The sequence below is a fragment of the Huaxiibacter chinensis genome (genome assembly GCF_022171985.1).
Classification (GTDB): Bacteria; Pseudomonadota; Gammaproteobacteria; order Enterobacterales; family Enterobacteriaceae; genus Enterobacter; species Enterobacter chinensis_A.
Map to the genome: position 1 here is coordinate 38,086 of NZ_JAJVHF010000012.1, position 18,682 is coordinate 56,767.

Here is an 18,682-nt window from a genome sequence, read left to right on the forward strand (position 1 = left end):
GAAAAATTCATGGCAGATGAATTTTATTCATCTTCACCGGCAAATGCGAAACCTTCATCTGCCCAGCCGGTGATCCCCCCGAGCATGATCTTAACCGGCAGGCCTAGTCGGGATAACGTTAACGCCGCTCTGTCTGCCCCGTTACAGTGTGGCCCTGCACAATACACGACAAAGAGCGTTCCCGTCGGCCATTGCGCCATACTCTGTGCATTTATCGCAGCCCGGGGCATGTGCAGGGCGCCGGGAATATGCCGACGTGCAAATTGCTCAACGGTGCCGACAACGTGCAATAAAACAAAATCCTGCTGCTGGTGGGTTAAGGCATGGTGGACATCCGCGCAGTCGGTTTCGACGCTCAACCGGTGTGCAAAATGGGCAACGGCTTCCTGAGGAGCCGCCGCAGGAATATCAGTCACGTAGCTCATGGTACTTTCTCCTGAAAGGGGTTTGTGTTAACACTACTCTAACCAGAAATTCACCCAGTGAATGCCCTCGCCCATGCCAGAAAACAGCAAAAAGATGACAAACTTAAGACAGATTCCCGGCCCTTTGGTGACAGTGCTGGCCTATGACGGATTGTGTACCTTCGAGTTTGGCGTTGCGGTGGAGATTTTTGGTCTTCCCCGCCCGGAAATGGGTAATGACTGGTATCGCTTTAACGTCGCGTCTGTCGATGACGGTGAACTGCGGGCTACCGGGGGAATTCACGTCGTTGCCGATGGCACGCTCTCCCTGCTCGATAAGGCCGATCTTGTTGTGATCCCCGGCTGGCGGGGCATTGATGAACCCGTTCCCCCCTCGCTCATCGACGCGCTGCGTCAGGCCCATGCGCGGGGTTGTCAGCTGTTATCAATCTGCTCAGGGGTTTTTGTGCTGGCGGCTACAGGCTTATTGAACGGACGTAAAGCCACCACCCACTGGCGTTACACCGAAACGCTCAAAGCGCGTTACCCTGCCATTCAGGTAGTGGAAGATGTCTTGTACCAGGATGAAGGGGATATTCTTACCTCAGCAGGCAGCGCGGCGGGCATCGATCTTTGTCTGCATCTGGTCCGCCGGGATTATGGCCCTGAAGTCGCGAATCGCGTTGCGCATCGTCTGGTTATCCCGCCACATCGCGATGGTGCCCAAACGCAGCAACTGAGCCGCCCCGTGGCCCGCCTGCGTGAAAGTCAAAGAATGGGGCAGTTATTTGACTTCCTGCATCAAAACATCGCCCAGACCCACAGCGTTAGCTCGCTGGCGCGTCGCGCAGGTATGAGTGAGAGAACCTTTTTACGTCGGTTTAAGGACGCCACAGGCACAACCCCTGCCCGATGGTTGCTCAATGCGCGATTACAGCAGGCAAAAGCGTATCTCGAAACCAGCCGGTTAAGCATCGACAGTATCGCCGGACAAACCGGATTTAGTCATTCCGCGACGCTTCGCCACCACTTTCGGCAGCACTTCGCTTTGTCGCCGGCTCAGTACCGTAAAAGATTCACTCCTGCGGGAGAAAGATAAAAAAAAACCGCCATTATCTGGCGGTAAATGCTTGCATGGATAGATTTGTGTTTTCGTATCTACGTACCCGGCAATCCATACCAGGTTGCGGATCGGCCTAAATTTATCACCCTGACGCTCAACGAAGACTAAACAAAGCGTCGCTAACGTTTCCAGCCGCCAGCGTATTTAGCCTTTCGGGGGGATAATTACGCTGAATGTCCGCTATTAATTTGTAAATAACGCATCAATCCACGATCTGCACTTTGACGGGCATTATCGTTAACTGCCTCAAGATAGAATGGACGCGAAACGGCATAGGGCGCTTTATCTGCAGGCGTCACGGTATATTCAAATTTTTGTCCGCTTGTACGCGTCAGGCAATGAAGATTCCAGCGCTCGTCGCTCAATTTGCTGCTCTCGCATGAAACCCGCCCATAATCACTGGTTAAATAAGATCCCACGCGTGTCTCTGCTGCCTGAAGATAGGTTGGCTTATCATTATAGGAATAACTTACGCAGGCAGTAGCAATAACAACAATAACCAGAGAGGCAATAGGGAATATTTTTTTCATTTTTTGCAAGACCTGTCCTGTAGTCTAAAAAAATTATTATATAGGATTCTCCTTAAATACCCAGTAAAGAGTCGCCACAGAAATGCACTAATTTAGGGGGGGGGCGTCTAGGATAATTCTTATATTAATAAAACAAATCCTGACAGTTTCTTTGCGGAACTTTTGAGATCACAATTATAACCCGACGAAATCATCGGCATGATTATCGCGAATCTTATTCAAGGATATATTCAGATGAGAAACATATTGTCGCTGATTCTGCTGGTCACTGCGCTATTTTCGGGGCAATTAATGGCAGGGCATCCTGGTCACACCTATTATCTGGTGCACAGCGCCGATCATCAGCTTCGTCATGAAGCCGACAGCGACGAACTGCGCGCAACCGCGGAAGAGTCAGCGGACAGTCTGCGCGATCACCACTACTGGCAAAAATCACGCAGACCTGACACGCACTTTAAATAGCAATCAGCTTTTACGCTTCGGTAAGGTCTTCATCAACTCTTCGGGGCTGACGGACGCCACAACGCTGCCCGGCTGCGGCATTTTGAAAATATGGTTCTTCATCTTGCCTATCACGTGCATTTCACACGGGCGGCAGTCAAATTTAAGCGTCAGAATTTCGTCACCATTGACCAGCTGCATTGGCGTCGCTTTCCAGCTCTTAATGCTGCCTTTAGCCTGCTTCGGACACAGGTTAAAGGCAAAACGCAGGCAGTGCTTGGTGATCATCACCGGCACATCGCCCTTCTCTTCGTGGGCTTCGTAGGCGGCATCAATCAGTTGCACCCCATAACGATGATAAAAAGCGCGGGCTTTATGGTTATAAACGTTCGCCAGGAAGGACAAATGGGTGTCCGGATAGACCGGCGGCGGTACAGAAACGGCTTTACGGGTGCCGCGTGGATAGTGAGCCAGGCGCGCTTCATCCAGCTTTTCTGCCGTTTCGCGACGGAACTGATTGAGCAAGCTGTTAGGAACAAACAGCGCATCGGCAAGGTTAACCTGAATATCGCGGGCGTAATAAAGGGTTTGCCCGAGCTTAGCCACCCCGTCTTTCAGGCTGTTAAGCGCTTTTTCAGCGTTATTAGCCTTCTCGAACTGACCGTCCAGCGTATGGGTTACGCTGATGCCATCTTCGCAGGTCATGGTCAGGATCAGCTGCTCTTCCCAGCCGCCAAGTTCAATATCCACGGCAATGCGCCGTTCACTTGATGTTTTTAACAACGCCTGTTGCCAGTTATGATCGAGGTTACGGTTCAATGCAGCGTTCGGCCGCGCCTTGTACAGATCGGCAGGCATCTCATTGGGCCAGACACGATAGCGCCCCTCGCCTGTTTTCTCCACGGTGTTGGCACGAAAACCGACTACTTCACGCTTGATCATCACGTTTAGACCATCGCCGTTCGCCAGCGTCTCCGTGGCCTGAACATCGAGATAATCTTTTGCTACCTTCAGCACTTCACCGACCGGCAGGCCGATAAATTTTGGGGAATCAAATGCGCCGATATCGCCCTTACGCGCGTTAACAAAATAGTCAGTGCTGCCGCGATGGAACGTTTTGTCGGTCGACGGGACAAAGAAATGCTCGGTCCGCCCCGCAGAGGCGCGGGCCAGATCGCCGCGATCGTCAATGATGGCATCCAGCATCTGACGATAATGCGCGGTGATGTTTTTCACATAGCTCATGTCCTTATAACGCCCTTCAATTTTGAAGGAGCGTACGCCCGCGTCAATCAGCGCGCCCAGGTTCGCCGTCTGATCGTTATCTTTCATCGACAAGAGATGCTTTTCAAAGGCAACGACGCGCCCCTGATCGTCTTTGAGGGTATAGGGTAAACGGCACGCCTGCGAGCAGTCGCCACGGTTCGCGCTGCGCCCGGTCTGAGCATGCGAAATATTGCACTGGCCTGAATAGGCCACGCACAGCGCGCCGTGAATAAAGAACTCGATATTCACGTCCGTAGCCTGACGAATGTCCCGAATTTGATTCAGGTTGAGCTCACGGGCCAGCACAATCTGGGTAAAGCCGACGTCAGAAAGGAATTTCGCCTTCTCAACGGTACGGATATCACACTGGGTGCTGGCATGCAGTTCTATTGGCGGGATATCCAGTTCCAGCACGCCCATATCCTGAACGATCAGTGCATCGACACCCGCGTGGTAAAGATCGGTTATCAAACGCTGCGCGGGCTCCAGCTCATCATCATGCAGAATGGTGTTCAGCGTGACGAACACCTTTGCGCCAAAGCGGTGGGCAAAAGGCACCAGCTCAGCAATGTCGCGAAGACTATTGCTGGCGTTATGGCGTGCGCCAAAACCCGGGCCGCCAATATAGACAGCATCTGCGCCATGAAGAATCGCTTCACGGGCGATGGCGGCATCACGAGCCGGGCTTAAGAGTTCAAGATGATGGGATTGCAGGCGCATACGTCGTCGTTATCCGTTAGGGGCAAAATGGCGGCTATTGTAGTCAGAAGTCTACGCCAACGGAACTATTTTGCGTCATCCTGACGAGGATAATGAATGAGCGAATGAAAGTGCGTTGCCTGCGCGCCAGGGTTGCGATAGGCATGGGGTTTATCGCCAGCAAAACGCAGGCCGGTATCAGGCAATAACGTCTGCCAGACGCCCTCAATGCACATCTCCAGCACGCCTTCGATCACCACCACGTGTTCGATAACGCCAGCCTCGTGAGGCGTGGATTCACTCATGGCGCCTGGCGCCAGGGTAATGGAAAAATGATCGTATCTGAGGGCGTCATCCCACGGAAATAAGGGTTTTACTACCATCGCCTGCTGCTGCGGATCAAACGCCGTCTGCGGGCCGGATTCGGGTGTGATAAAGACAGAAAAAGGGACATTCAGCCCTGTGGCGATTTTCCACAGCGTGGAGACCGTCGGGCTGGACTCGTTTCGTTCGATTTGTCCCAGCATCGCCTTCGATACGCCGGTCTCTTCTGCCAGCTTTGACAAACTCCAGCCGCGCGTCTGGCGTAATGCTTTCAACGTAAAAGCAAGATGTTGCGTGATATCCATACATTCCTCCGTTGCCGGAGTGTACCACTTGTACGCTATAGCGCACAGTGCTACATTGCACCGGACGTTATAACGCACAACGGAGAACATATGCGGACTTCCTCTTCCTTTTTTCCGCCGCTGCTGGCGGGCTTTGTGGCGGTCCTGGTCGGATACGCCAGTTCTGCGGCCATTATCTGGCAGGCCGCTGCGGCTGCCGGTGCCAACGCGCAACAAATTGCGGGCTGGATGACCGCCCTTGGGCTGGGGATGGGCGTCAGCACGCTGGCGCTGACGTTATGGTTCAGGGTGCCGGTTCTCACCGCATGGTCAACCCCTGGGGCGGCGCTGCTGGCCACCAGCCTCCAGGGCGTATCGCTTTCGGAAACCGTCGGCATTTTTATTTTTGCTAATGCGCTGATCCTTCTTTGTGGCGTGACGGGTCTCTTTGCCCGCCTGATGAAAATCATTCCGCACAGCCTGGCTGCGGCTATGCTGGCTGGCGTGCTGCTGCGCTTTGGCTTACAGGCTTTTAGCAATTTTGAAGGCCATTTCCTGCTGTGCGGGAGTATGTTCCTGGCGTGGCTTGCGGCAAAGGCCGTTGCGCCTCGCTATGCTATTGTCGCCACGCTGGTGGTGGGCGGGGTCGTCGCCTGGGCTGGCGGTGACGTTGTCACAACTAATCTCCATTTTTCTGTGGTGATCCCTGAATTTATCGCCCCGCGTTTCATCCTTACCACGCTGCTCAGTATCGGGATACCCTTCTTTCTGGTTACCATGGCGTCTCAAAATGCCCCGGGGTTTGCCACCATGAAAGCCTCCGGCTACCCCGTCGCCGTATCGCCGCTGATGGTCTTTACCGGCGGGCTGGCGTTGCTTTTCTCGCCGTTTGGCCTCTATTCCATCTGCATTGCCGCGATCACTGCGGCCATCTGTCAAAGCCCGGACGCGCACCCCGATGCCAGTAAACGTTGGCTCGCCGCAGCGGCGGCGGGCATGTTTTATCTTCTGGCGGGGATTTTTGGCGGCTCGATTAGCGCCCTGATGGCCGCGCTGCCGCTAAGCTGGATCCAGACGCTGGCCGGACTGGCATTGCTGGGGACGATTGGCGGCAGTTTGTATCAGGCGCTCCAGCATGAAACCGAGCGGGATGCAGCCGTAGTGACGTTTCTGGTCACCGCCAGCGGCGTGACGCTGCTGGGGATAGGATCGGCATTTTGGGGGCTGATTGCCGGAGGAAGCACATACGTTTTACTCTCACGCTATCGACGCGCGTAGCTGTGACGGCGTAAAACCCGTGGCGAGTTTAAACCTGTTGCTAAAATGGCTGGCCGAGCTGAATCCGCAGGCCAGCGCGATCTCCGTCAGCGGCAGCTGGTTCGCCAGCACCAGCGCTTTGGCCTTATCTATGCGCTGCTGCATGACATACTGATGCGGCGCCATCTCCATCGACTGACGGAACATTCTGGCGAAATGAAATTCACTGAGCGCCGCCTGTTCTGCAAGTTCGTGCAGGGTCAATGGGTTCGCCAGGTTCGCATCGATATAGGCCAGCGTATGGCGCAACACAGAGGGAGATAACCCACCTGTGACGACCGGAAGCTTCCACTGTACGCTGGAATAGTGTTGTACCAGATGGGTCAGGAGCAAGGTGCTGGCCGTGCTGAGCGTCAGCTGATTGGCGGGCTGTTGCCAGTCGCAGCCCAGCAAGAACTGGCGATAAAGGGTGGTGATTTTCGGATCGCTGGCGAAGGTTTTCTCATCAAGCGCAATGGATGTCGGGCTTTTATCCCAGATTTTTTCGCTAATCTCGCGCAGATGCGCATCGGTGCAGTACAAGTGCACAAACGACAGATCGTCACGAATATCCCAACTCGACTCACTCTCTTTCGGCATCAGGCAAAAACGATCCGGACCGCCGCCGTTTTTCCATCCGCCCGGCGTCTTGTGGTAACTCTCATAACCGTCTACCACGTACAGACTCAGGGTGTGATGATTACTTTTCACGGTGACCGTGTCGTGTTTGTTATACCACGCGGCCAGCTGGATACCTGAATTCAGGGCGACCGTCTCCCGCAGAACGGCATTCTGCTGGCGTAATGTTTCAAACGTGTCGTAGGCGTGAGACATAATCATTAACGGATAATGAGACAGAGAGACAGTCTATGAAGTGTTGACGCGGGTTGCCAGTATCGGGCTGATAAAAAAGCGCAAGAATATGCAAGTGTCGCGCAGACACCTGAAAGCGCCCCGCCGCCTTATCGGTCACACTGCTTCTCTTCGTGGACGATAAGAGAAAAACATGAACGCACTACTGTATGGCCTGGTCGTGGTGATTTGGGGAACCACCTGGATTGCGATTTTCCTGCAACAAGGTCCGGTCGCCGCCCCGGTGTCGATTTTCTGGCGCTTCGCCGTTGCCAGCGCAACAATCATGTTAGTCCTGCTGGCGTTAAGGCGTTTACGTACGCTCGCGCTCCGCGATCATCTGTTTTGTCTTCTTCAGGGCTGCTGCGTATTCTGTTTCAACTTCTGGTGTTTTTATACCGCAGCCGCCTGGATCAACACGGGTCTGGAATCGGTTATCTTCTCCATGGCCGTGCTCTACAACGCCATCAATTGTTTTATCTTCTTTGGTCAACGCCCACCGGCGCGATTCTGGTATGCCGCACTGCTGGGACTGTGCGGAATTATCACGTTATTCTGGGAGGACGTTGTCGCCAGCGGCTGGAACAACGGCCTTCTTCTGGGGATTGGCCTCTCCGCCCTGGGCACCTACGGTTTTTCACTGGGGAATATGATCAGCATGCGCCATCAACGGCGCGGTCTTGAAACGATGACCACCAACGCCTGGGCGATGTTTTACGGCACCGTGATGATAGGAATCATTGCCCTGATACGCGGCGATAATTTTATGCCCGAATGGACGGTCAGTTATATCGGGGCCCTGCTCTATCTGGCGATTTTTGGTTCGGTGATCGCATTCGGGGCGTATTTCACCCTTGTCGGACGGATCGGCCCCGGCAAAGCAGCCTACAGCACCCTGCTATTCCCGCTGGTCGCCCTGTCCATTTCGACGGTCTATGAGGGCTATGTCTGGCATCTCAACGGGATTCTGGGATTACTGCTGATCCTGACGGGAAATATGGTGATGTTTGCGAAACCTGAAACCTGGTTCCGGCGGCTGCGGGTTGCGTAATCCATAAAAAAGGCCTGCTATAAAGCAGGCCTTTTATTTCTATTTCTGCCCTTTTACGTCAAACATGGCGGCATCGGTCGCCATATCGTCAACAACCTGCTTCAGGGTGGCGAAGGTCATCGGGCTGTTTTCATTGTTCAGCTCTTTGCCTTCTCCTTTGCGTACAACTTTCACCACTGGCTTACCTGTCGCCGCATCAATCAATTCACCTTCAAAGAAAAGGTGCGTATCCATGGTACGGTGGCCGGTAGCCATTTGCGTGCCCGCTACGACCAGCGCAACCGGGACCACTTCATAAAACTGCAGACCTTCATTTTTGGAACTTACACCGGTAATTGCCCCACGGAAAATCAGGCTATGCGGCCCGGGTGTGGTGACAATTTTTTTACGCTGCGACACAGAAGCTTTTAATTTATCGTTAGTGTACGTCTTCAGCTCATCAAGGGTTCTTTGACCAATCTGAGTGGAAGGTTTTGGCACCGGATAATAGGTGACCGGATTCCAGACGATGCTGTCGTATTTTGCGGGATCATAGGATGGGTCAACCCAGCGCAGCGTGGGTTTACCTGTGGCTGAAGTCGTCTCCTTTAAACCTGAGTAGTCTTTTAAAAAGCCTGAGTATTGATCCGGCGCTGCCACTTTGGATGCACAGCCCGTCATTGCCAACAGGCCAGAAAGAACGGCCACTTTAAAAAAGGTCTGAGTACGCATGATGGTGTTCCATTTATATGCAGATATGCATATGAAGTTATAGCAAAAACCCCATGAACGCGTTGTGGCAAAAAATGATGTTCAGAGCACAAATTGCGAAAAATGGTATCCGGCACTGCGCCGGATACCCGGGGGGCTATTTAATATCGACTTGCCAGAAGATATGTTTGCCAAACGGATCGATCTCATAGCCTGTAACGTCTTTTCGTACAGGCTCAAAAATCGTCGAGTGCGCAATCATCACGGCAGGCATTTGATCGTGCATCATTTGCTGAGCCTGCTTATACAACATCACGCGTTTATCATGATCGGTAATCGATTTTGCCTCGGCAATAATTTTGTCGAAAGGCGGATAACACCATTTTGCTGAATTCGAGCCGCCGTTAGCCGACGTGCAGGTAAACAACGGACCAAAGAAGTTGTCCGGATCGCCCGTTGCCGTCGTCCAGCCCATTAACGCCGCCTGATGTTCGCCGCTTTTCACCCGCTTCAGGTACTCTCCCCACTCATAGGTAACGATTTTGGTCTGCACGCCAATTTTTGCCCAGTCAGCCTGAATCATTTCCGCCATGCGTTTCGCGTTAGGATTGTACGGCCGCTGCACGGGCATCGCCCACAACTCTATGGTCGCTCCGTTCGCAAATCCGGCGTCTTTCAACAGGGCTTTCGCCTTCTCTGGCGAATAATCGTAATCTTTCAGTTCGCTGTCGGCGCTCCAGACTCCCGGCGGCAGGAGATTTTTTGCCGCCGTTCCGGTGCCGTGAAATACCGCATCAATAATCGCCGGCTTGTTTATCGCCATCGCCAGCGCCTGCCGGACCTTCACATTGTCCAGAGGCGGTTTCTGCGTATTGAACGCCAGGAATCCGGTATTCAGCCCTGCTTTACTCATCAGGTTGATATCCTTATTCGCCTTCATTCGCGGCAGTTCGGCCGGGTTAGGGAACGGCATCACCTGACACTCATTTTTCTCGACTTTAGCATAGCGAACCGAGGCATCCGGAGTAATGCTAAACACCAGGCGATCGAGCTTCGATTTGCCCTGCCAGTATTCCGGGAATGCGGTAAAAAGAATGCGCGAATCTTTTTGATACTGCGCCAGGCGGAACGGACCGGTCCCGATTGGATCCATATCGACTTTTTCCGGCGTCCCGGCTATCAGCATTGCATCGGCATATTCAGCGGACAGTATCGAAGCAAAATACCAGGCTAAATCGGCGACAAAGGGCGCTTCCGGGTGCGCTAAGGTGAAGCGTACGGTGTGGTCATCCACTTTATCGATGGCGGTAATCAGGCTGCCGAATTCCAGACTTTCGAAATTGGAATAGCTGCCGTTCGAGACATTGTGATACGGGTGATTAACGTCTTTCTGGCGCATAAATGAGAATATGACGTCGTCAGCGTTAAAGTCGCGGGTAGGTTTGAACAGCTTGTTGCTCTGGAATTTCACCCCTTTGCGTAAATGGAAGGTATAGACCTTACCGTCTTCACTCACCTCCCAGCGTTCAGCCAGGCTTGGCACCAACTCGGTTGTACCGGGTTTAAAATCGACCAGACGGTTATAAACCGGTACTGCGCTGGCATCCACGCTGGTTCCCGAGGTATATAACTGAGGATTGAAGTTCTCCGGCGATCCTTCGGAGCAATAGACCAGTGTTTTGGCCGCAACGGTGGAACTGACCGTCAAAGCCGCCATCGCCAGCGCTAAGGTTGTGAGTTTGCTTTTCATTATTTTTTCCTGTCTTTTTAATTCGACGGCTAATTAACCCTTTTGCCATTCCATAAATAACATTAAAGTGACACTGCAAACACCTGATAAAACAAATAAAGAAGGATTCACTATGGCTTCATTACTCTCCAGTCAATTAACCCAACGCTTTTTTCGCTATCTGGCGATTACCAGTCAAAGCGATCCGAAGGTAAAGACCTTACCCTCTACGCCCGGACAGCATCGAATGGCTGAAGAGCTGGCTAACGAGCTGAAATCATTCGGGTTAAGTGACATAGTCATCGATGAATTCGCCACCGTTACCGCCGTCAAAAAAGGCACCGTACCCGGTGCGCCACGCATCGGTTTTATCACTCATATTGATACGGTTGACGTGGGATTATCTCCGGATATTCATCCACAAATATTAACTTTTACCGGAGATGATCTCTGCCTGAATAAAGAGAAAGCGATCTGGTTGCGCGTCAAAGAGCACCCGGAAATTCTCTCTTATCCCAATGAAGAGATTATTTTCAGCGACGGAACCAGCGTATTAGGCGCAGATAATAAATCGGCCGTCACGGTGGTGATGACGTTACTGGAAAATCTCACGCAAGCCGATCGCCATGGCGATATTGTGGTGGCCTTTGTACCCGATGAAGAGATCGGTCTGTGCGGCGCCAAAGCGCTGGATTTAAACCGTTTCGATGTCGATTTCGCCTTTACCATCGACTGCTGTGAAATCGGTGAACTGGTTTACGAGAACTTTAATGCTGCGGCTGCAGAGATCCGCTTTACCGGCGTGACGGCGCATCCAATGTCCGCCAAAGGGGTACTGGTCAACCCATTACTAATGGCCACCGATTTCATCCATCATTTTGATCGCCAGCAAACGCCAGAATGCACGGAAGGTCGTGAAGGCTATATCTGGTTCAACGGTATCCAGGCCGGGCAAAATGAAGCGGTTCTGAAGGCCAATATCCGTGATTTTGACAAGGACAGCTTTGCCGCGCGCAAACAGCAGATCATCGATGTGGCAGGCCAGATAGCCGCACAACACCCTACGGCGCAGGTGGACTATCACATCGAAGATACCTACAGCAATATCAGCAATGCGCTGGGGGAAGATCGCCGCGCGATCGATTTGATGTTTAGCGCGATGGAATCGCTTGGGATCACGCCAAAACCGACGCCTATGCGGGGCGGAACAGACGGTGCGGCGCTGTCGGCAAAAGGTCTGTTAACCCCGAACTTCTTCACCGGCGCCCATAACTTCCACTCGAAGTTTGAGTTTTTACCGCTGTCGTCGTTCGAGGCCTCTTACCACACCGCCCTGCAAATTTGCCTGCTGGCGGCCCGTTAAGCCGGTTTGCGGGCCAGCATCGTGGCAAAGCGCAGCTTGATGCGATTGCCACTGGCGTCGGTGCGGTGTAACTCACCGACGTCTTCGTTATATTTCAGTAATTCCCAGCCTTCGTAATAGTGGCTCAGTTCGCCGCTTTTGAACGCAAACGGGAAGCCGACGTTGCAGGGATAGTCGGGGGTATCCATCGCCGCTACAATCAGGTTGTGCCCGCCCGGACGGGTGCAGCGTTGCATATTAGCAATCAGGCCCGGAATGGTTTTCGCGTCGAGGAACATCATCACCACGGTCGAGAGGATAAAGTCGTACTCCCCTTCAAAGCTCAGGGTGTTGAGGTCCTTGATCTCCGCCTGCAGATTAACGATGCCTTCCGCCGCTTTGATACGCTCGATATTATCAATTCCGGCCGGATTTTTATCCCACGCGGTGACGTCATACCCGTTCGCGGCAAGGTACAGGCTGTTGCGCCCATTACCGCAGCCCAAATCGAGCGTTTTGCCCGGCTTCATCATACCCGCACTATAGATAACCTCAGAGTGGGTACGGGTCAGACCGTATTTCTCGGTGAAGTAATTCTCATCATAAACAGTCATTCTTTTTCCTCAGCGTGTTTAAGCGTGGCGATATCTGTACGAATCAATAATTTTCCCTGCATCAGTAGCACAAACGTGCGCACCAGAAGCAGCGCAATAATGCCGTTAGTGAAGATAAACAGCGGAACAGCAATAGCATGGAAGAAGCCGGAGGCACTGCTCTGCCCCAGATGGAGGCCGGTGGTGGCAAGCGCAGACACACCGAACGAGAAGCTCCAGAAAGAGGCATTAAAAGGCTGTGAAAGATACCAGGGCAGTAAGCGCAACATAAACAGTAGCTGCAACAGGCCATAGCCAAACAGCATTTTCGCGAAGGTATCGGCCTGCCCGCCGTTGACGCTTAACCAGGCGCTACAGGCCACCAGCGCGGGTGCAAGCTGGATACCCAGCGAGGTACGTAGTGCGCCAGGTAGCTCACCCGCACTGCGCAAACGCTGCAAAATCACCGGTTCCAGACTCAGCCAGGAGAACACGCCCGCCCCCAGAAAAACCAGTCCGGCATCGTGGAAACCCAGCGCACCGCAGGCCATGGCGCTAATAAAATTATTCGCCACCGTTGGCAGGTACAAACCCGGCGTCGTCGCCTCTTGCGGATGCTTGCCGCGCCATAACCCGGCACTTTGCCAGGCCGCATAGCCCAGTTGTACCACTACGCCAACGCCAAAAAGCCCCAGAGAAAGGGGCCGATACCACGGCACAAAGCCGATCGCCACCAGCAGAGTGGTTGCCGGAAAAAGGCTGACAAAGCTGCTCATCACCGGGTGGCGCATTTCTGCCAGCACGCTTTGCGGGAATCGCAGCGCGCGGCTGAGATATGCCACGGAAAGTAAGAACCACATAACGACCGCCAGCGTGACCAGGATCTCTCCGGGCCAGGGGGAAACCGGCCAAAGCGTGCTGGCGTATCGCCAGGCGAAGCCCATGCCGATAGTGCCCAACACCATGCCAAAATAACCCGCGGGTAAGTTAAGAACCTGTTGGGGATTGTTACGATTATGCATAAATTTTAAATTATAAAATATATTTTAAATACTAGTTTAAGGGGTTTCTGAATCGGTTGCCAGTACTTCGAAAGGCGTAAACTTTGCTACGTTTAACTAAGGCGACCTGACAGGATACCACCATGAAAAAATACCGACTCAGCGATGAAACGCGTCCTTATCTCTGGCAAAGCGGAGAGACAAAGGTCACCGTCACGCTGCGCCAGATCGTTGCAGAGCGCGATTTCGGTGATGTTAAAGCCGGTTGCAAAGGCGGATGGATTGACGATGAAAGCGCCCTTTCGCATGACGGATTATGCTGGATCTACGATGAAAATAGCGTGGTATTCGAAAAGGCCCACATCCGCGATAACGCCAGGCTGACGCAGCCGTGCGTTATCAGCCACGGTGCCCTAATCTCCGGCGAGAGCTGGGTAGATGGCGCACACGTCAGCCATGGTGCGCGACTAAGCGGGAGCGTCACGGTTCAGCATTCACAGATCCGCGGCGAGTGTCACCTTTCCGGTCATGCACGCATTCTGCATGAGAGTACCGTTATCGCCGCGCAGGGTCTGACGCCCGACCGTGAGCAGATCCTTCGCATCTATGATAACGCCACCGTCAGCCAGTCCAGGGTCATTCATCAGGCACAAATTTACGGTAACGCGCTGGTGAGCTACGCGTTTATCGAGCACCGGGCGGAGATCTTCGACAGCGCCGTGATCGAAGGCAATGAGATAAATAACGTCTGGGTGTGCGATTGCGCAAAAGTCTATGGTCAGGCGCGCCTGTCGGCAGGCCTTGAAGAGGATGCCATCCCTACCCTGCGCTACAGCTCCCAGGTGGCTGAAAACGCCGTCGTTGAGGGTAACTGCGTGATTAAACATCACGTATTGATTGGCGGCCATGCCTGGCTGCGTGGCGGCCCTGTTTTGATTGATGACAGAGTGGTGATTCAGGGGCGGGCCAAAATTAGCGGCAATGTGCTGATCGAACATCGCATTGAAATTACCGATGACGCGGTGATTGCGTCAGTGGACGGCGAGTATATTCATCTGCGGGGTGAAAAAATACTTAACGGACAGGAACACATCACCCGCACGCCGCTGCTGGGGGCGATCTAAGACCTCTCCGAAGAGAGGTCTTCAGGGCCTTAGCGCATAACGCGATCGTCAACGTACTGACGTTTGTCCGGCGCAGGCGGGAAATACTGATACAGCCAGGTTTCACTGATAGCGTCGCCCTGGCAGCGCAGGAACAGGCGCATATCAACCGGATCGGTTGAATCGTTGGTCGGATACCAGTCAAAAAGAATGCGGTAGCCATCAAAAGGTTCAACGTAGAGGATTTCCACCTGCTTCGCCTCTCCGTTCGACAGCGTGATCACCGGTTCAATGCCTTTTGGCGCGGCCGCTTTCAAATCCCCGCCGATGAAATCAATCGCGAACCGTCGTGCCCAGACTTTCGGGTAGTTTTCACCCGGCGCCCAGCCTTCCGGGAAGCCGCCCATGCCGGTACGCGTCGCGAAGACATTGGCCAGCGGAGAGCGCACGGGAGGTTTGGCGCTCCAGTAAAGCCGATATTTATAATTCAGCTCATCGCCCGCTTTGATCGCTTTTTCGGGTTGCCAGAAACAGACCACGTTATCCAGCGTTTCGCCGGTAGTGGGGATCTCCATCAGCCCAACGGTGCCTTTGCCCCACTGGTTACGCGGCTCGACCCACAGGCTTGGACGCTTGTTGTACCAGCCCATAATATCCTGATAGTGCGAGAAATCCCGGTCAAGCTGCAGCAGACCAAATCCCTTCGGGTTTTTGTCTTCGAAGGCGTTGAACTGCAGTTTCTGCGGGTTATTAAGCGGACGACAGATCCACTCACCGTTTCCGCGCCACATAGCCAGGCGATCGGAATCGTGAATTTGCGGATGAATCGTGTCACACATCCGGCGCTCGTTGTTACCGCAGCTGAACATACTGGTCATGGGCGATATACCCAGCTGTTTGATGTCCTTACGGGCATACAGGCGATTTTCGACGTCCATGATGACCTGCGTTTTTTCGCAGTGAATTACAAATTTGTACGCCCCGGTAATGCTTGGGCTGTCGAGCAGCGCGTAGACGGTAAAGGTGGTATCACCAGGTTTAACCGTCTCGAACCAGAACGACGTGAAGTCCGGGAACTCTTCCGGCGTATCGGTAAAGGTATCCACCGCCAGACCGCGCGCGGAAAGACCATACTGATAGGTATCATCCACCGCACGGAAGTAGCTCGCGCCGAGGAAAGAGACAATGTCGCGACGGGCCAGTTCAGGGGCTTTAAAGGCGCGGAAACCGGCAAAACCTAAATCGCGCTGCCCTTCAAGCTGGCGGGTATCAACGTCGGTGTCGTGATAGGTAAAGAGTTCAGGGCGGAAATGAATCTCTCGCGCCTGAGACGTGCCCGCATCCACAGAGAACATACGAACGCGACGGCGGAATCCCATGCCCATATGGAAAAACTGTACGTCTAACTGACGATTTTCAACGTTGTTCCACAGCGACTGTTTCGCGTCGTACTGAATCGCGTTGTAGGCCTGCGGCGTCATGGTTGCCAGCGTCTCAGGGAGGGGTCGCGGTGCCCCGCCCCAGGCGTTTTGGGACAGATCCTGCGCCATGGACTGCAGCACAGAGAAGTCAAAACGGCGGCTTTGACCGTCGGCAATATCCGATTCTGCGGCAAAGGCCGCGCGGGAAAAGAGCGTCGAGAGTCCGGCCGTGCCGCTCAGCGCAGCCATTGCCATCGAACCTTGTAAAAAACGTCTGCGATTCATGCCTGAGAATACGTCCTTATGGCTGTGTGAATGAATTTCGCGCCTGGCAAAACAACGGCAGGAAAGAACGCACAGCCTAAACAAAAATGGTTAAAAATCCAATTGTTGAGCGGCGATTATCTGAGCAAAGCGAGAAATATTTTCTGTCGAGGGGAATGGGCTGAAATGGGCGTAAAGTTACGTATAAAAAATTAAAAAAGCCCCTGATGGACATCGTCACCAGGGGCTAATCAGGCGCATTATTTTTATTTTACGCTGACATCAATTCCGGGAAAATATTTCTTCGCCAGAGCGTCAATAGTGCCGTCAGCGCGTACTTTCTCTATCGCCGCATCGAGCTGCTGCCGGGTGGCCTCGTCACCCTTGCGCAGCCCGAATCCGATCCCGCTTCCCAGGATCGTGTCGTCAGAGACGGGTTTGCCGATAAAACCAAACCCTTTTCCCTGCGGCTTGCTGAGGAAACCTGCCTGTCCGGCGGCGGACATCACCAGAGAGGCGTCAATGCGGCCGTTCAGCAAATCTCCCCAGGCCATATTCTGATCTTTATAAGACACCACGGTGACACCGTGTTTTTCCCAGTGCTCTTTAGCGTAGGTTTCCTGAATGGAACCTTGCAACACGCCTATCGTTTTGCCTTTCAGCCCTTCTGGCGTGGCTTCCATCGCAGCCCCGGCCTTGCCGACCAGCTGAGAGGGGATCCGATAGACAGGCTGGGTGAAATCGATACTTTTACGACGCTGCTCGGTAATGTTCATTGCCGAGTTAATAGCGTCAAATTTCTTCGCCATCAGCCCCGGGATTAATGCATCAAAGGAGGTTTCGACCCAGCTGCATTTCAGTGACGCCGCTTTGCAGATCGCCTTGCCCAGATCAACGTCAAAGCCTTCCAGCTCGCCGGAGGCATTACGGCTCTCGAACGGTGGATACTCTGCTTCCAGACCGTAACGTAGCTCGGTGGCCGCAAACGAAGAAAATGTACACAGCAATCCCATGCCGGCAACTAACGCGCGTAATGTCATGTAAAACTCCTTAGCGTGGTTTAACCCGACACAGGGCCTGGGCACCTGCCCGTAACGTCGCCTCATCTTTCGCAAAAGAGAGACGAATCAGTTTATTGTCCGTACCGTCCGCGTAAAACGCCGACAGCGGGATGGTGGCAACGCCGCACTCGGTGATCAGCCGCTTAACCATGTCGCTGTCGCGCTCATCGCTGAAGTGGCTGTAATCTGCCAGCAGGAAAAAGGAGCCAGCACTCGGCAGCAGCCTGAACGGCGATTCCATCAGCAGATTTTGCAGCAAATCGCGTTTGCGTTGATAAAACGCCGCCAGCGAAAGCCAGGTCTGCGGGTCGGCCATGTGTTCAGCAAATGCGTACTGCATGGGGGTATCGGCAGAAAACATCAGAAATTGATGCACCTTGCAGATCTCATCCATCAGTTCGGCTGGCGCTACACAATACCCCACCCGCCAGCCGGTGACGTGATAGGTTTTTCCGAAGGATGAAATCACCACGCTGCGTTCGGCCAGCGCCGGGTGTGTTGCCATTCCGTGGTGCGGCTTGCCGTCAAAAACGACGTGTTCATACACTTCGTCAGACAAAATGATGATGTCGGTATGGCGCGTTATCGCCGCAAGCTGGTGAAGATCCTCGGCCGAGAAGACCTGACCACTGGGATTATGCGGAGTATTAACAATGATCATACGGGTGCGCGAGGTCACCGCCGCACGCACCTCATCCCAGTTCACGGCAAAATCGGGGACCGTGAGCTTTATGGCTATCGGCGTTGCGCCCTGGAGCCGCACGATTGGCGCATAGCTATCGAAAGAGGGTTCAAAGTAAATCACCTCATCCCCCGGATGCACCAGCCCGCTGATGGCAGAATAAAGCCCTTCGCTGGCGCTCGCCGTGATCAGCACTTCGTTGTTCGCATCGTAGCGAGTGCCGTACAGGGTCTCGATCTTATCGGCAATGCGTTCTTTTAAGGACTGCAGTCCGGTCATGGCCGCGTACTGATTATGATTCTCTTCCATTGCCCGCGTCACGCCCGCAATGAGCGCCGGGTCGCAGGAGAAATTAGGCGCCCCCTGAGAAAGATTGATGGCGTTGTGTTGTGCTGAGAGTTGACCGATCACGGTAAAAATCGTGGTGCCAACGTCAGGCAATTTAGAACGGGTATGCACCGGAGTACGCAGAGTCATCGTCAATCCTTCTCGTGAATAATGCATAACTATTCAAACAGCATCTCTG

At 53.5% G+C, this 18,682-nt stretch carries 18 protein-coding genes; 6 read left to right on the forward strand and 12 right to left on the reverse strand.

The window, feature by feature from the left end:
- Positions 1-23: 23 nt before the first annotated feature.
- Positions 24-425, reverse strand: a complete 402-nt coding sequence (locus LZP96_RS19635) for a rhodanese-like domain-containing protein (protein WP_064326086.1) — start codon at positions 423-425, stop codon at positions 24-26.
- A gap of 73 nt (positions 426-498) precedes the next feature.
- On the opposite strand from LZP96_RS19635, the gene ftrA reads away from it, so the two are divergent.
- Positions 499-1,503: a transcriptional regulator FtrA gene (gene ftrA, locus LZP96_RS19640; RefSeq protein WP_064326085.1), complete on the forward strand. Its 1,005-nt coding sequence runs from the start codon at positions 499-501 to the stop codon at positions 1,501-1,503.
- Positions 1,504-1,691: 188 nt separating this feature from the next.
- On the opposite strand, the gene LZP96_RS19645 is transcribed toward ftrA, so the two are convergent.
- On the reverse strand, positions 1,692-2,057 hold the full coding sequence (locus tag LZP96_RS19645) for a hypothetical protein (RefSeq protein WP_064328125.1): 366 nt from the start codon (positions 2,055-2,057) through the stop codon (positions 1,692-1,694).
- Between the two features lie 234 nt (positions 2,058-2,291).
- Between LZP96_RS19645 and LZP96_RS19650 the strand changes: the two genes are divergently transcribed.
- Positions 2,292-2,519, forward strand: coding sequence for a DUF2554 family protein (locus tag LZP96_RS19650; RefSeq protein ID WP_064328124.1), 228 nt, complete (start codon positions 2,292-2,294; stop codon positions 2,517-2,519).
- Between the two features lie 3 nt (positions 2,520-2,522).
- Here LZP96_RS19650 and LZP96_RS19655 read toward each other — a convergent pair whose 3' ends face one another.
- Both LZP96_RS19655 and LZP96_RS19660 read right to left on the reverse strand, forming a co-directional pair.
- Positions 2,523-4,484, reverse strand: a complete 1,962-nt coding sequence (locus LZP96_RS19655; protein ID WP_064326084.1) for a peptidase U32 family protein — start codon at positions 4,482-4,484, stop codon at positions 2,523-2,525.
- A 65-nt stretch (positions 4,485-4,549) separates the two neighbouring features.
- Positions 4,550-5,092, reverse strand: coding sequence for a helix-turn-helix domain-containing protein (locus LZP96_RS19660; protein WP_064326083.1), 543 nt, complete (start codon positions 5,090-5,092; stop codon positions 4,550-4,552).
- Between the two features lie 90 nt (positions 5,093-5,182).
- Between LZP96_RS19660 and LZP96_RS19665 the strand changes: the two genes are divergently transcribed.
- The gene (locus LZP96_RS19665) at positions 5,183-6,349 is read left to right on the forward strand and encodes a benzoate/H(+) symporter BenE family transporter (protein ID WP_258926277.1); all 1,167 of its coding nucleotides are present in this window, start codon (positions 5,183-5,185) and stop codon (positions 6,347-6,349) included.
- Here the strand turns inward: LZP96_RS19665 and LZP96_RS19670 are convergent.
- Positions 6,329-7,201, reverse strand: a complete 873-nt coding sequence (locus LZP96_RS19670) for a helix-turn-helix domain-containing protein (RefSeq protein ID WP_258926294.1) — start codon at positions 7,199-7,201, stop codon at positions 6,329-6,331. The two genes, LZP96_RS19665 and LZP96_RS19670, sit on opposite strands and share 21 nt — an antisense overlap.
- A 172-nt stretch (positions 7,202-7,373) precedes the next feature.
- Between LZP96_RS19670 and LZP96_RS19675 the strand changes: the two genes are divergently transcribed.
- Entirely contained in the window at positions 7,374-8,270 is an 897-nt protein-coding gene (locus LZP96_RS19675) for a DMT family transporter (RefSeq protein ID WP_064326080.1), read from the forward strand.
- A gap of 39 nt (positions 8,271-8,309) precedes the next feature.
- Here the strand turns inward: LZP96_RS19675 and LZP96_RS19680 are convergent, their stop codons facing one another.
- Positions 8,310-8,981, reverse strand: coding sequence for a DUF3313 domain-containing protein (locus LZP96_RS19680; RefSeq protein WP_064326079.1), 672 nt, complete (start codon positions 8,979-8,981; stop codon positions 8,310-8,312).
- 136 nt (positions 8,982-9,117) lie between these two features.
- Positions 9,118-10,710, reverse strand: coding sequence for an ABC transporter substrate-binding protein (locus LZP96_RS19685; RefSeq protein ID WP_064326078.1), 1,593 nt, complete (start codon positions 10,708-10,710; stop codon positions 9,118-9,120).
- Positions 10,711-10,822: 112 nt separating this feature from the next.
- Between LZP96_RS19685 and pepT the strand changes: the two genes are divergently transcribed.
- Positions 10,823-12,052, forward strand: coding sequence for a peptidase T (pepT, locus tag LZP96_RS19690; RefSeq protein ID WP_064326077.1), 1,230 nt, complete (start codon positions 10,823-10,825; stop codon positions 12,050-12,052).
- Here the strand turns inward: pepT and tehB are convergent.
- Together tehB and tehA are read right to left on the reverse strand one after the other, a co-directional pair.
- Positions 12,049-12,645 carry a tellurite resistance methyltransferase TehB gene (tehB, locus tag LZP96_RS19695; protein WP_064326076.1) on the reverse strand — a complete coding sequence of 199 codons (597 nt, stop codon included), beginning with the start codon at positions 12,643-12,645 and terminating at the stop codon, positions 12,049-12,051. The two genes, pepT and tehB, sit on opposite strands and share 4 nt — an antisense overlap.
- A complete protein-coding gene (gene tehA / locus LZP96_RS19700; RefSeq protein WP_064326075.1) occupies positions 12,642-13,646 on the reverse strand; it encodes a dicarboxylate transporter/tellurite-resistance protein TehA in 1,005 nt (334 codons plus the stop codon). Before tehA ends, tehB begins: the two co-directional genes overlap by 4 nt.
- Before the next feature lie 122 nt (positions 13,647-13,768).
- Here tehA and ydcK point away from each other — a divergent pair, with 122 nt between their 5' ends.
- Positions 13,769-14,749: a YdcK family protein gene (gene ydcK, locus LZP96_RS19705; RefSeq protein WP_064326074.1), complete on the forward strand. Its 981-nt coding sequence runs from the start codon at positions 13,769-13,771 to the stop codon at positions 14,747-14,749.
- 29 nt (positions 14,750-14,778) lie between these two features.
- Here ydcK and LZP96_RS19710 read toward each other — a convergent pair whose 3' ends face one another.
- The 3 genes from LZP96_RS19710 to LZP96_RS19720 form a co-directional block, all read right to left on the reverse strand.
- Positions 14,779-16,434 (reverse strand): glucan biosynthesis protein D, encoded by a 1,656-nt coding sequence (locus LZP96_RS19710; RefSeq protein WP_064326073.1) that lies wholly within the window; start codon positions 16,432-16,434, stop codon positions 14,779-14,781.
- Between the two features lie 245 nt (positions 16,435-16,679).
- Positions 16,680-17,453 (reverse strand): ABC transporter substrate-binding protein, encoded by a 774-nt coding sequence (locus LZP96_RS19715; protein ID WP_064326072.1) that lies wholly within the window; start codon positions 17,451-17,453, stop codon positions 16,680-16,682.
- A 10-nt stretch (positions 17,454-17,463) separates the two neighbouring features.
- Positions 17,464-18,633 carry a pyridoxal phosphate-dependent aminotransferase gene (locus LZP96_RS19720; RefSeq protein WP_064326071.1) on the reverse strand — a complete coding sequence of 390 codons (1,170 nt, stop codon included), beginning with the start codon at positions 18,631-18,633 and terminating at the stop codon, positions 17,464-17,466.
- Between the last annotated feature and the right edge of the window lie 49 nt (positions 18,634-18,682).

Bases quoted from the DNA above. Each gene is read 5' to 3' on its own strand.
- LZP96_RS19635 (WP_064326086.1), bottom strand. From the start codon at position 425: ATGAGCTACGTGACTGATATTCCTGCGGCGGCTCCTCAGGAAGCCGTT.
- ftrA (WP_064326085.1), top strand. From the start codon at position 499: ATGCCAGAAAACAGCAAAAAGATGACAAACTTAAGACAGATTCCCGGC.
- LZP96_RS19645 (WP_064328125.1), bottom strand. From the start codon at position 2,057: ATGAAAAAAATATTCCCTATTGCCTCTCTGGTTATTGTTGTTATTGCT.
- LZP96_RS19650 (WP_064328124.1), top strand. From the start codon at position 2,292: ATGAGAAACATATTGTCGCTGATTCTGCTGGTCACTGCGCTATTTTCG.
- LZP96_RS19655 (WP_064326084.1), bottom strand. From the start codon at position 4,484: ATGCGCCTGCAATCCCATCATCTTGAACTCTTAAGCCCGGCTCGTGAT.
- LZP96_RS19660 (WP_064326083.1), bottom strand. From the start codon at position 5,092: ATGGATATCACGCAACATCTTGCTTTTACGTTGAAAGCATTACGCCAG.
- LZP96_RS19665 (WP_258926277.1), top strand. From the start codon at position 5,183: ATGCGGACTTCCTCTTCCTTTTTTCCGCCGCTGCTGGCGGGCTTTGTG.
- LZP96_RS19670 (WP_258926294.1), bottom strand. From the start codon at position 7,201: ATGTCTCACGCCTACGACACGTTTGAAACATTACGCCAGCAGAATGCC.
- LZP96_RS19675 (WP_064326080.1), top strand. From the start codon at position 7,374: ATGAACGCACTACTGTATGGCCTGGTCGTGGTGATTTGGGGAACCACC.
- LZP96_RS19680 (WP_064326079.1), bottom strand. From the start codon at position 8,981: ATGCGTACTCAGACCTTTTTTAAAGTGGCCGTTCTTTCTGGCCTGTTG.
- LZP96_RS19685 (WP_064326078.1), bottom strand. From the start codon at position 10,710: ATGAAAAGCAAACTCACAACCTTAGCGCTGGCGATGGCGGCTTTGACG.
- pepT (WP_064326077.1), top strand. From the start codon at position 10,823: ATGGCTTCATTACTCTCCAGTCAATTAACCCAACGCTTTTTTCGCTAT.
- tehB (WP_064326076.1), bottom strand. From the start codon at position 12,645: ATGACTGTTTATGATGAGAATTACTTCACCGAGAAATACGGTCTGACC.
- tehA (WP_064326075.1), bottom strand. From the start codon at position 13,646: ATGCATAATCGTAACAATCCCCAACAGGTTCTTAACTTACCCGCGGGT.
- ydcK (WP_064326074.1), top strand. From the start codon at position 13,769: ATGAAAAAATACCGACTCAGCGATGAAACGCGTCCTTATCTCTGGCAA.
- LZP96_RS19710 (WP_064326073.1), bottom strand. From the start codon at position 16,434: ATGAATCGCAGACGTTTTTTACAAGGTTCGATGGCAATGGCTGCGCTG.
- LZP96_RS19715 (WP_064326072.1), bottom strand. From the start codon at position 17,453: ATGACATTACGCGCGTTAGTTGCCGGCATGGGATTGCTGTGTACATTT.
- LZP96_RS19720 (WP_064326071.1), bottom strand. From the start codon at position 18,633: ATGACTCTGCGTACTCCGGTGCATACCCGTTCTAAATTGCCTGACGTT.